At 34.1% G+C, this 12,472-nt stretch carries 13 protein-coding genes and 1 CRISPR repeat array; of the genes, 9 read left to right on the top strand and 4 right to left on the bottom strand.

Going from position 1 to position 12,472, the window contains the following annotated elements; all coding sequences use genetic code 11:
• Positions 1-10: 10 nt before the first annotated feature.
• Complete coding sequence (locus EE116_RS13155; RefSeq protein ID WP_122874595.1) at positions 11-379, bottom strand: sigma factor-like helix-turn-helix DNA-binding protein; 369 nt, start codon at positions 377-379, stop codon at positions 11-13.
• A 142-nt stretch (positions 380-521) separates the two neighbouring features.
• Here EE116_RS13155 and EE116_RS11440 point away from each other — a divergent pair, with 142 nt between their 5' ends.
• The 3 genes from EE116_RS11440 (at position 522) to EE116_RS11450 (ending at position 3,518) form a co-directional block, all read left to right on the top strand.
• Positions 522-1,067: a Fic family protein gene (locus EE116_RS11440; RefSeq protein ID WP_122874596.1), complete on the top strand. Its 546-nt coding sequence runs from the start codon at positions 522-524 to the stop codon at positions 1,065-1,067.
• Positions 1,068-1,617: 550 nt separating this feature from the next.
• Positions 1,618-2,343: direct repeats of the CRISPR family, unit length 37 nt; unit sequence ATTTGATTCAAATTTCCCCGATCTAGGGGATTGAAAC.
• A gap of 225 nt (positions 2,344-2,568) precedes the next feature.
• Positions 2,569-3,009: a hypothetical protein gene (locus EE116_RS11445; RefSeq protein ID WP_122874597.1), complete on the top strand. Its 441-nt coding sequence runs from the start codon at positions 2,569-2,571 to the stop codon at positions 3,007-3,009.
• Positions 3,006-3,518 carry a hypothetical protein gene (locus EE116_RS11450; protein WP_122874598.1) on the top strand — a complete coding sequence of 171 codons (513 nt, stop codon included), beginning with the start codon at positions 3,006-3,008 and terminating at the stop codon, positions 3,516-3,518. The genes EE116_RS11445 and EE116_RS11450 overlap by 4 nt, the downstream gene beginning before the upstream one ends.
• A 727-nt stretch (positions 3,519-4,245) precedes the next feature.
• Here the strand turns inward: EE116_RS11450 and EE116_RS11455 are convergent.
• Both EE116_RS11455 and EE116_RS11460 read right to left on the bottom strand, forming a co-directional pair.
• A complete protein-coding gene (locus EE116_RS11455; protein WP_122874599.1) occupies positions 4,246-4,467 on the bottom strand; it encodes a hypothetical protein in 222 nt (73 codons plus the stop codon).
• Between the two features lies 1 nt (position 4,468).
• Positions 4,469-5,155 (bottom strand): ParA family protein, encoded by a 687-nt coding sequence (locus tag EE116_RS11460; protein WP_122874600.1) that lies wholly within the window; start codon positions 5,153-5,155, stop codon positions 4,469-4,471.
• A gap of 420 nt (positions 5,156-5,575) precedes the next feature.
• Here EE116_RS11460 and EE116_RS11465 point away from each other — a divergent pair, with 420 nt between their 5' ends.
• Complete coding sequence (locus EE116_RS11465; RefSeq protein WP_122874504.1) at positions 5,576-5,800, top strand: type II toxin-antitoxin system HicA family toxin; 225 nt, start codon at positions 5,576-5,578, stop codon at positions 5,798-5,800.
• Positions 5,800-6,153 carry a type II toxin-antitoxin system HicB family antitoxin gene (locus EE116_RS11470; RefSeq protein ID WP_122874601.1) on the top strand — a complete coding sequence of 118 codons (354 nt, stop codon included), beginning with the start codon at positions 5,800-5,802 and terminating at the stop codon, positions 6,151-6,153. Before EE116_RS11465 ends, EE116_RS11470 begins: the two co-directional genes overlap by 1 nt.
• Before the next feature lie 1,675 nt (positions 6,154-7,828).
• Here the strand turns inward: EE116_RS11470 and EE116_RS11475 are convergent.
• Positions 7,829-9,163, bottom strand: a complete 1,335-nt coding sequence (locus EE116_RS11475; protein WP_122874602.1) for a DUF5710 domain-containing protein — start codon at positions 9,161-9,163, stop codon at positions 7,829-7,831.
• A 232-nt stretch (positions 9,164-9,395) separates the two neighbouring features.
• Here EE116_RS11475 and EE116_RS11480 point away from each other — a divergent pair, with 232 nt between their 5' ends.
• From EE116_RS11480 to EE116_RS11490, 4 genes are all read left to right on the top strand, one after another.
• The gene (locus EE116_RS11480; protein ID WP_122874603.1) at positions 9,396-10,793 is read left to right on the top strand and encodes a hypothetical protein; all 1,398 of its coding nucleotides are present in this window, start codon (positions 9,396-9,398) and stop codon (positions 10,791-10,793) included.
• On the top strand, positions 10,765-11,592 hold the full coding sequence (locus EE116_RS11485; RefSeq protein ID WP_122874604.1) for a hypothetical protein: 828 nt from the start codon (positions 10,765-10,767) through the stop codon (positions 11,590-11,592). Before EE116_RS11480 ends, EE116_RS11485 begins: the two co-directional genes overlap by 29 nt.
• 368 nt (positions 11,593-11,960) lie before the next feature.
• The gene (locus EE116_RS12505; RefSeq protein ID WP_163028077.1) at positions 11,961-12,110 is read left to right on the top strand and encodes a hypothetical protein; all 150 of its coding nucleotides are present in this window, start codon (positions 11,961-11,963) and stop codon (positions 12,108-12,110) included.
• A 98-nt stretch (positions 12,111-12,208) separates the two neighbouring features.
• Complete coding sequence (locus EE116_RS11490) at positions 12,209-12,454, top strand: hypothetical protein (RefSeq protein WP_122874605.1); 246 nt, start codon at positions 12,209-12,211, stop codon at positions 12,452-12,454.
• Positions 12,455-12,472: the final 18 nt, after the last annotated feature.

Below are 12,472 nucleotides of genomic sequence, written 5' to 3' on the forward strand. Positions count from 1 at the left end.
ACTAGCAAATTCAAGACATATCTTTCACGTAGTCATAAAATTTCCTAACGATCCTTGGATGCTTGATCTTTTTTATAGCCTGGGCTTCTATTTGTCTCACGCGCTCTCTAGTCACTCCACCTAGCACTAGCCCGGTTTCTTCTAGAGTATACGGTCCGCCTGCTCCGGTATTTCCACCCTTTAAGCCCGCTAGCCTAGATGCCTCATGGATAGCTTTAGCTTGTAAAGAGTTTATGATACCCGTCAAATCGCTCTTGATATTTTTTAGCTTAAACGCATTTTCCGTGGAAACATCGGCGGCATTCATCATAAATTTGACCTTTTCTCGTAGCTCTTCGGCGATCTCGAGCATCTCTTTTATTTGGGCTAAATTTTGCATATTATCTCCTTTGTAGGTTATGGCTAGTAATAGTACATTTTGTTAATTTTTTTACATAGGTTGATTCATAAAGGTATTTTACCGAGCAAAAAGGACATATTTACGTCCAAACTGATATAATCCTACAAAAAAGGCAAAAACCGTGAATACGAATCTTCATAAATCTAGCAATGAGCTTGATCTCATCAGGCATTACGCCAAGGCCTGGACGCTTTTACAAAGATATGACGATAAAACTCTAGGTATATATACAGATCTTGCGGGAGAAAATTTTACTCTAGACTACGATGAAGCCATGCTAGTTATAGACGAATTTAAAAAAGAACTGATCCAAAAAGGCGAAGCATCGCAAATTTTCGCAACGCAAAAGGCGGGAGAATTTGAAGGGATATTAAAAAATATCTATCAGACCTTCGGCGGTTGTGAGCTAATACCAACAGCACAAGAAAAGGCGGCAAACTTGATCTACTATATCATCAAAGACCACCCATTTAACGACGGCAATAAACGAATCGGAGCTTTTATGTTTATTTTATTTCTATCAAAAAGCGGGCTTCTTTATAAAAATAACGGCAAACCAAAAATCAGCAATAACGCGCTTGCCGCCCTTGCGCTGCTTATAGCTCAAAGCGATCCGAATCAAAAAGATATGATAGTAAATTTAACGACGAATTTATTAAGCGATTAAGACGGCTAACACCCATGACCGCCCTACTCTCCTCCTCTACCGCCTCTGCAAAACCTGTATGGCTAAAAGCGAAAGCTTAGGAGAAGCCAAGATATTTCATATCTCAGATACATATATCTAAAACTCCCTTTTTAGGGATTTGATTCTCGAACTTTTATAAAATTCAAAAAGCCCTATTTTAGGGACTTTTATATTTTACTAAGTTTCAAAAAGTCCGAAAACCTCAAATTTAATACTCCTAAAAAATAGATTCTCGGACTTTTAAAATTTAGTCTGTTTGAAAGTGCCTATTATAGGGTATTTAAATTTAACGAATTTAGCAAAAGTTCGAAAATCTACTAAAATTTCATTTTTGAAAATAGATTTTCGGACTTTTACTATCTTGCAAACTACCTAAAATTCATTATCTTAAGCATAAATTTAGTAAAACGCTAGGATTTGAAATTAAAATTTAGCTAGATTCTCGGACTTTTTAGCTATATATGATATAATGGCGCTTTTCAATAGTTCTTTAAAAACTCATTGTTAATCTTAATGCGTTTTTTAGACTATTTGATTCAAATTTCCCCGATCTAGGGGATTGAAACCTATCTCTTCAAGAGTAGCAATAGTGAAAGCATTCACTTTATTTGATTCAAATTTCCCCGATCTAGGGGATTGAAACCCTACGATGTCCATTAGCTTCCAGCCTAGATAAATACGATTTGATTCAAATTTCCCCGATCTAGGGGATTGAAACTTTAAAATCGTAAATTCCGCTTTTCGTTACCTTTGTCGAATATTTGATTCAAATTTCCCCGATCTAGGGGATTGAAACGTCATTACGTCCTTTCCCACCGCGGATGTATTATAATTTGATTCAAATTTCCCAGATTTAGGGGATTGAAACTGGATCGCGCGCAATTATTGGAGCGTTCTTTTACAAAAAATTGATTTGATTCAAATTTCCCCGATCTAGGGGATTGAAACTAGCTTGGTGCAAAGCACCAATATTCACCACCGATCAAAATTTGATTCAAATTTCCCCGATCTAGGGGATTGAAACGATTGAAGAGATATGATACTCTCTTTAGTATAGATCCTACATTTGATTCAAATTTCCCCGATCTAGGGGATTGAAACCTTGCTGCTGATAACCACCGCCTTGTTGATAACCTCCTTGTTGATTTGATTCAAATTTCCCCGATTTAGGGGATTGAAACGCTGTTACAGCTACAGATAATGGTGTATGATGAAGTAATTTGATTCAAATTTCCCCGATCTAGGGGATTGAAACCGTAAAGAATATGAAATAATATTGCTAAGATTGTAGGGAGAAGAAAGGTAATAGCTTTAATATTTTTTGGTACGAAACTTCAGTTTAATAGGCATATAATACAGAGAAAGTTAGAGATCTTCCAACTGAAGAGATAATAAAATATCTCAAGTTCTTAAGGGAATATGAAGAACAAAAGGTGTCCTAAATAGGACTAACTAAAGTACAAAAACAAAGGAGTACAAAATGAAAAAGTTATTAGTTATGATGTTGACGGTTTTGGGAATATGTGTTGGTAGTTTTGCTAAAGAATCGTCGAATAATAGCGGAAAGGAGATATATCAGAATCTCTTTTTTGTAACAGATAATCAATGCCGTTTACTAGGCAAGCAAGCCTACTTAGAATGTTGGAGTTATATTACTAAATACGAAGAATATTTCTTAAAATTAAGAAACTTAGATACTGATTATGGTAGCATATTTAGCTTAAATAAAAATGACTTAGCGTTTGTTATAGATCGCTATGTAGCATTTGTACGTAATCAAGTCGTGACTTATAAAGCAGAGGCTGAAAACTTCACTCAGGATGAGTTAAACTTGATAGAGAAAGTTAAAGAACAGCTGGACATATGTAAGTTACCAGAAAATCAAGAACAAGGTGATAAGTCTCTCTTAGGATGCAAATGATGCTAAGAATACTTCTATTAACTTTACTAGGTTTAAGTTTAAGTTTCGGTAAGCTAACGCCAGCACAGGAAATAGAGCAGCAACAAACTGCTATACAGCAAGCTGCTAATAAGAAAGAAGTAGCCGATCTACAAGCTAGATCTTATGTTATTAGACTCTATGTCCATAAACTTAACGGCTTGATGCAAAATGCTTTTATCCTAAGCCAGCTATATAAAGACGACAACATCTATCTTAATGTTGTGTCTAAGTATATGGCTTTTAAGAAGAAAGCTAGTATGCTATATGATAAGGATCTAACAGAGCTTGAAGACGAAGAACTACCAGTAGAGGTAATACTATTCCTGGTAGAGTCTATAGAAGAAGATATAAATCTGATCATAGGTTCCCATGTGGAGAATATCTTGGATAAACATCCAAATCCATGGGATAAATACGATATTTGTAAGGATTTCGATCCTGATACAGATATTGGAGATGCTTGGAAGAAAAAATTAAAATGCGAATAAAATATACAGAAAGTCTATGCAGACTTAGACTACCGCTCATCCGTTCAAAGTAATTTAAACGGCATTGTACAGAATGAGAACTCGTGGCTTAATTTTTGATTCCTATGTTTGTTTTAATGATCCCATGTAAAATCCTTAAACGAAGTTAAGACAAATAAAGCTTGATTTAGTTAAAAACACATACTAGGTATTAAATGTAAAAACCTAAACCAAGAAAAACTTAGCTTAGGTTTAAATTACAGTAAATTTACCCAGCGTCTTAATAGAAATTTGAAATTTTATGAAAATTATTGCGCATTCTCAGAAATAAAACTCACCAAATTTGAGTTGCCTATTGAAATTTGAGGAATTTGGTAGTACATTTCGCAGCCATTTGCGTATGTGAAAAATATTTACCTATGAGGTATTCTGGCTTAGCTTGTCAAATTAAAAGCACATTAAACAAATGACGCAATTTGGTACAAAAATAGTTATGATTTTTGCTATAAAGGTTTAAAAAGAATATTTTGCCAGTAATGTTTTATCTTCAAAATCTAGCAACATTGCCCGCATCAATAAGCGGGCATAGTTTTTGTAAACCAATAATTTAATTTTTATTATCCCGTACGGATAGATAACGCCAAACCATAAAAAGCATCTGATCTAGCTTTTTTAATATTTACTTAAAATTATATTAACCCTATTAATTTAATATTATAATCATATGTATATAATATTACAAAAATATCTAACTAAAAACCTTAAACCGTATATATTGGTTTATGCCCATTCCTATTTTTTCAGCTTCTAGTTTAACGCGCTCAAACTCGTCTTGCGTGAAATAAAGCAAAAACGACTTATCTCGTTTTAAATTTTTAGGTTTTTTTATCTCTGAGGTTTCGCCTCTTGCTTGGTTGATAAAATTCTCTTCGCTCTTGGTTGTAGCGGCACTTACCTTTTTAAATCCCATTTTATTCCTTTATATTTTCTTTAACTACTTGCAAGAGTTCGGCGTAAAAGCTCTCGAAATCATCAAGCGCCCTATCCCCGTTTTTACAAAATTCGCTCAAGATATTACCGCTTGCAACTATTTTTCTATACACTTGCCTTTCGTAAATGACGGATTTTAACAAAAAAACGTCATTCAAATTTCGTTCTTTTTTTGCATCCTCTATATATTCGCGCATATTTTCAAGCTCTTTTGCCAAAAATGGATTTGGCGAAACGCGATTTACTAAAACAAGCGTCAATAATTTTTCATTTAGTACTTTTGCTTCGCTACTTAAATCAAGCATGCGATCAAGTACGCTTACGTCGTATTGCGACGGTATCGTAGGAATAATTAGCACGTTTGAAGAGAGCATCGCTTTACGCATCTCTTTACTATCTCGCCCGCCCGTATCAACCACTATCGAGTCGAAATTTTCGCTCATACGTTTTATTTCATCTCCCAGACTAACGCCAGTTTTTGAGACGCTTGAAAATAGCGGCTTAAGATCCGATTGGCTTCTGATATCCGAAAAAACTTCGGTAGAGCGCTGAGGGTCGGCATCTATTAAAAGTACATTGTCGCCGTCTTCTGCAAGCCTTGCGGCTAAATTTACGGCCAATGTCGTCTTTCCGCTACCGCCTTTTTCATTTACTATTGATATAACCATTTACTTATCCTTTTGCGTTGTGTAAAAATATTATATCATAAAAATAGCAGTATAATATCTAAATACACATGTTGCAATATAGTTATAATATCTAAATAATATCTATTTTTGTAAGTATAACGCAATTAGCGCTCCTTATCTTGATCGAAAAAAGTAGTCAATTAAGATTTATCGCATAAGTCAGTATACTAAATATTAAAAAGTGCGCAACAACCATATAGATATTTTTGCAACAAATTTAATATATGATTTAGCGTTATAAATACTATCTTCTCTTGAACTTATTACCCCTTTTCGTGAGCTTAAACTAAAAATAACCGAAATATTTTAGGATTGATAACAAGTTTACTATATGGCTATTAAGCATCCTATAAAAAATAGTATGTATAATAGTAAGTATAAAATATAAAAAGGGGCGGCGTGTCCAGTCTTGATAAATTAATCAAAAAACTTGAAAATAATCCGAAAAATGCAAGCTTTGATGATGTTAAGCGCCTGCTACTAAATCACGGATATGAATTAGATCACGTTAGAGGCTCGCACTATAAATTTAAAAAAGGCGGCGACACGGTAGTCATACCGTACCATAAGCCGATTAAAGAGATCTATGTTTTACAAATCTTAGCAAAGATAAGGGAGTCATGATGAAAAAAGACTTGAACTATTATTTAAACTTACCGTATACAATCACGATCAAAAGACTAGACGACGGAGATTATTTTGCTCAGTATGCAGATATAGGACTAACTAAAAATAATCTAATGGCCGGCTGGGGAGCTACTGAAGCTGAAGCAATAGCAGATCTAAAAGAAGCATTTGCTTGCTATGTCGAAGGGGCTCTTGAAAACGGCGAAAGTATCTATGAGCCTATCGACGAAAACGTCAAAGTCCGCATAAATTTAACTATACCCAAAGGTGTTTTAAATGCAATCGATGCAGTTACGAATAACCGCTCGGCATGGCTTAGCGAGCTAGCTAAAAAGGCGCTAGCATTATAATTTCACGATATTGTCAAGATATAGGCTAATCTCTATATTTTTCAAAAGTATTTTTAAAATGCCTAAAGTCGTCGAAAAGCATTACGGTTGAATATCCGTCATCGACATTTAAAAACTTTATCTAGTAGTGTTTAGATATAAGAACTTTATCATATTTCATTAAAGAATATAAGGGGGAATCTGCCCAGCCTGTATTGAGCCTAAAATTGGCCCACCCTACTCTACATAATATATTATATGCATAGCGAATTTTAAATTATATAAAAATAATTTAATTTTGATAAGTTTGGTGTGTAATTTTGCAGACCACTTAAATATCATAGTAAAAGCCTATTGTCCACATGTTTATGTAAAAACAACATATTTTAAATTATACTATTAATATAATATCTAAATACGTATATTATAGTATATTTATAATATTTTAATCATATTAATATAATATTATACTAAGAAGTAATTTTTAAAAAAAATACAAAAAACACAGTACTAAAACATGATACTATTGCATGGCACTTTATTGCAATATCTAGTAGAAATATTTTATATCATAAAGATATTATAATAATATTTTTACATTAGTACTTCAATATTATTATACTAACTAATCAATATCTAAATTATACTAAAATAAGATTATTGCAATAAATAAAACCAAAATAAAATCAAGCCTATTTTTGGCCCATATTGTTTAATCACCACCCTACCCTTTTACTAATCATAACAAAACGCACAAAAAGTTTTTAAGTATCTTTATTGCTATAGTTTAGCCGCATGACATCATACACACAATTCGTCCAAGCCAAAAAAGAGATAAGTACTTTGAATGTTTTGACAGTAAAATTTATCGGCAGGCCAGCAAATACTAGATTTTTCCGCCCTACTCTCTTATTCTTTTTTTATTTGTATATTTTTCTAAATTTTTAGAATAGTATTACTTGAGTGCTTCCTACTATATTGTATATTTTTGACCCTTGTTTTATCATCTTAAAGTACCATTCCAAATTTTAGGCTTGCCAAAAAATTTAGAACGACAATTTTCTTAATTCTTTATTGTTTTTATCATAATTAAGTAATCCTTTATTTGATAGAGTATTGATAAAAGTAAAAATTTATAGTATTAAAACATAATATAAATTTTAATATAGTACTACGATATTATATATTGGTACTATTATTTTTATATTTTAAGAATACTAATATCATATCTAAATAATATTATATAAATATTTTTATAGCATTTTAATAATATTGAAATACCACTAATACAAAAATCAAATAAATCTATAAAATAAGTGATATCAGCCTCTTATTTACATAAAAACATTATAAATTACTTACAATAGCATAAAGTCAAGAGGCCAAGCATGCTCATTTTAATACTAATCTATACATACTAAAATAGTATTGCAGATTTTTACAAAATGGCTTGTGGGTGTAATCTATATTTAGGAATATGTTTAAATCAATAGGACTCAACGAGAAAATATTTTATAACTTATATATTGAAGAGACAGTATAACAAAAAAAAGAGTACGCATATGATTTGGTTTTTAGTAATATCATACAGTACTAAAATACATTCGCAACCTTAGTCGTTATAAATTTTATTTAATATCATTAAAATGCTATAATAGTATTATAAGGATATTATAACAATACTTTTATAATATTATTATATTATCTCTTTTAACTGTTTTCGCACTTCAGCAAGCCCTCTACTTTTATGCAAATCATTAAAATCACTGCACATGCTGTCAACCTCGATTGTATTAAAAACTGGCATACAAATACTTATATTTTTATAATTATTTTTTATATAAAGAGCTTTTTCTTTACCGATATTTACCCTGCCCTCCTTCTCGCTTTTTAAATCATTATCGGCTGCGATGATAATGCGTAGATGAGGGAATTTTTCCTGTAAACCGCGTACTACATATTCTAAGTTACCAACATCAACACCCACAACAGTAGGCACGCCGCTTGCTTCATGTACGCTTACAGCCGTAGCAAAGCCTTCACATAAAAATACTTTTCCAACATTAGACAAAATTTGATTATTAAGCGTTACCGTTTTTGAGTCATATGCAATGCCATCAGTAACAATATAAAAATTACCGCGTTTTTTTGCATAAATTTTTTCATTATTTTGTTTTTGGGCTTGAGAGAGTAGGGCGCCAATCATCTTGTCGCCATTTTTAAATATCCTCTGGACAGACCAAAATTTACCGCTTGCATCAAAAAGCGGCATCAACAAATTCCCGTATATGTCTAGGCGTAAACCATAATTGCTATGTATCATTTTTTTAACAAGATATGGATGATTATTTTCAGCCGTATAAGAGCGTAAAAATTCGTCTTTCAAGATATCTGCAGCCTTTGTATGCTCTTTTATCAGCTCAAGATCCCTTTTTTGCTGCTTTTTAATAAAATTTGAATTTTGCTTTATATTTTTAGTAGAGTAGGGCGCTTGAACACCTTCAGAGAGCGCAGTCTGCTCATTACCACTTTGTAGCAAAGTATTATTGGATTGACTATTAACCAGCGAATTATCACTCTCATATTTCCAGTTTGTACTAAAACCGCTCTTGAAATTTTGAATAAAACCTGCCGGCGTTTCATTGTTGTGACCTATATATGCACCGCTTTTTTGCGCACCTCTATCACCTTGTACCCGAACGCGATGAATAGCTCCATCCATAATAGGCATATCCACCTCAAGTCCAGCATCATTGAGTGCTATTTTAAATTTACATAGCACATCATTACTATCAAATATTTTTTTTTCAATATTTTTTTTAGGGTAGGGTAGGGTAGGGTAGGTAGTCTGTGACGTAATACTAGTATTTGTTTTTGCACTTTCTAATAATCGCATCAATCCTTCAACATCAAAAGTATCGTATATAAACCACTTCTTCTCATCGTTATCCCACATGGCGCCTATAGTTTTAGCCGCATTTCTTAGTAAATATGGGACATCAACGTAAATTTTTTTTCTTTTTTTTGGCATATCAAAATCCTATTATTATCATATTGCTAAAATATTTTTTTAGATATTATTATGCTAATAATCTAATATATTAAAAATATTCTTTATTTATTTTATTTAACACAGTACAACGCCATGATAACAAGTTGCTTTTTATTTTTATTATACCCAATATGTGCCTTATAGCCTAACAACAAAAAAACAGCCGAACAAGGGGGCAAAGCAAGAAGTCGTAAAAGGCGAAGGCTAGACGATGAAAGACAGCAAGCCAAAGCCTCAAAATACAGAATTTAGGTTTTCTAAAGAAGTTAGGGAAAAAGCAAAAATCAACGATAATCCCATAGTTGCAGACTTGGATATGCTTCAGAAAAAGCATTCTAACGTTCTTAAAACAAAGGGGGCGGTTGCAAGGCTTATTTTGGCTATCAAAGACGACCCAACCCATTTTCTCGACGGTAGCAACCCGCAAAACGCATTATTACTAAAAAAATTAAAAGACGGCAAAACGGGTATGATAGGCGTCAGAAGGGAGGATACTCCTGAAAATTTGATAGTGCATGCTCTAAAAAGCTCGAATAAAAAAGAAATAGAAAGATTAGTAAGGCGGCAGATGGGTAGGGCGTCCTTACCTACCACTCTCAAAAATGAGACTGGGACTGGCGCAAAAGCGCATTCATCTGCCTCTGGCGGTATTATATCACAAAATGCAGCTAAAGACGAACTAAAATCGCTATCTAAAGAGTACGATGTAGAGCAGTTTCTAAAAGATAGAGAGGACATACTAGCCAAAGACGCAAGGTACGGCAAAACTAGATTTAGCGAGTCGAGGATAGAGGACAACGGCGGCGTAGGCGGTTGGGAATACAAAAGAACGCCTGCGGGCTACGATAAAAACTACAACGCTGATTTTTTGACCGCTAAAGCAGACGTAGCGAAGATAAGAGGCGGCAAGATAGACGAACAAGGAAGTAAAATCGAACAAGCTCGAGTAAAGCGAGAAGTCGTAAAAGGCGAAGCTCCCGGGCAACACCCCGGCGCGAACTCCGCCAATGAGAAAATTATAAATCAACCAGGCTTAAGGTTAAATAAATCAAGAGAAAAATTAATAAAAAATACGGACGTTTCAAGGTTAAACGACGAACAAAAAAGCGTATATGACGTGTTTGTAGGGAAAAGAGATAAGGTTATATTGCAGGGCAAAGACCTAGGCGACCTTTACTCCTTAGAGCAAGGCGGCAAAAATGCAGGCGCAAAAAAGATAATGATAAAACACGCAGGCATTGAAAAAACAGGCGGGCTTAGCAATGATGAGCTTTTAAATATAATGGATGTAGTAAGAAACGGCAAGATAGCCGACGATAGCTTCGAGCTTAGAGACGATATAATAAGGTATGCCTATGATTTAAAAAAAGAAGACATTAATTTTAGAGTCGTCATAGATGAATTTAATGACGGCAAAAAAATATTTGACTATTACAGCGATAGAAATTTTATCGATTATGGCACGACACAAAAACGGTTGACGGGCAATAAAACATTTCAGTCTGCGCCAATGGCTAAAGATAGCCAAGGGCTTGCATTTTCGCCTTATAAGGACGACGCGCAGCGGGTCGCGCAGACTAATGATTATTATATCACAAAATTCAGCTAAAGACGAACTAGAAATAAAAACCTATGCTAACCCACGCGCAGAAACAGGACTAGCGGGCGGAACTCTAAACGCTAAAGACGAGAACGGAAACTTTGACGCGGAGAAATTTGCTAAAGGTTTTATATACGGGCTTTTTGGCTCAAAGGTAACGGCGGCTACCCTAAAAAAGACAAACCCTAAACTATACGATCAGATAGTAAAAATAGCAGAAGGAAACGCTAATAAGGAGAAAATATCAAGTTTCGTAAATAAACTAAAGCAAGACGAACTAGGCAAGCTACTACAAAAGACCGTAACAAATAAAGACCTAAGCACGAAAACCAAAGTGGAGATAATAGAGGCGGCAAAGAAAAGATTTACAAAGGAGACGCCCAAAAGCCTAAGCGGACAAAGCGAGGCGCAGATGATAGTAAAGGATAAAGACCAAAAAGAAAAGAGAGGTATATACAACGTAGCTTATAACGATAAGAAATCCACTATCATATACAAAGACCTTGAAGCTATCGAAAATGCGATTAAATTTGAGAAAGGACTTGAGAACAAAGTAACTAAAAAAGGCTTTGGCGCATTGCACATCGAAAAACATTTGAACGAAAAAAACGCAGGCTGGGTAACGCAACAAGAGTATCTAAATATGGGCGAAGTCGTCCGCAAGGGAAAGCTCAACACAGATAAATACGGCAGGCGCAGTTACGAATACTATAAAAACGGTATAAGATTTAGAGTCGCGATAGGGTATATGGGAAAAGGCAAAGATAGAGTAATCAGCTTTTTCTCAGATAGAAAGCCGAAAAAATAGTAAAAAAACGCTTGGCATAGAAAATAATATTCTAACTTACAATTACTCCAAGCGTTTTTTAAAAATCTTGCGCTAGGGACGGACTAAGTCCGCTCTTACTCGCTCGGGTTACGAGCCCAAGATAAAATTAGACCCTATTAACGCAAGATTTAGATTATTATACCATAAAATTTAAAGGTTTAGAATAGCGAGATACGGGGAAAAAAGATAAACAATATAAAAAATAAACTAATGAATAAAGCAGAGGTAGTTTATCGATTCTCCAAACTTCGGACTACTCCGTTATAACAAGCTTTTACAGACGAACGGTCTATCGCCAACAGGATCGACAATCGTATTATACCATAAATAAAAGGTTTGGAGTGCAGTTGAGAAAATCAAAAAGAAATGAGCTTGCGTTTAAAACGATGTTTTTTGAAAAAGGGAGCCTAAAAAATAGTGAGGCTTTTAAAGACGCTCAAACGCTACTTCGCGGTTATGAGCCGGACGCTAATTCTTTTGCGCCTTTAAAAGATTAGATCATTATACCATAAAATTTAAAGGTTTAGAATAAGCTAGATACGGGCAAATAAGGTAAAAAGATAAAAATAAAAAATCAAAAAAGGAGAATAACGCAATGAAACAAAACGTAAAAAATATAAAAGGCATAGAATTTGTTTGTATGTATTGTCAAACATCCATATCGTTTGTGTTTGAAACGCACAAGGCTTTTCTCAACGAGTGCCCTAACTGCGGTGCGGAGTGGCTACCTCAAACGCTAAACGTAGAGGCGATGAGAAACATTAAACATACTCTAAAAACGCTAAGAGAAGCAAGCGGAGCGGATATTAGCTTAATATGCGACGATATTGAGATAAAATAATACAAAGCGACGAAATTT

The sequence above is a fragment of the Campylobacter showae genome (genome assembly GCF_900573985.1).
In the GTDB taxonomy this organism is placed as follows: domain Bacteria; phylum Campylobacterota; class Campylobacteria; order Campylobacterales; family Campylobacteraceae; genus Campylobacter_A; species Campylobacter_A showae_E.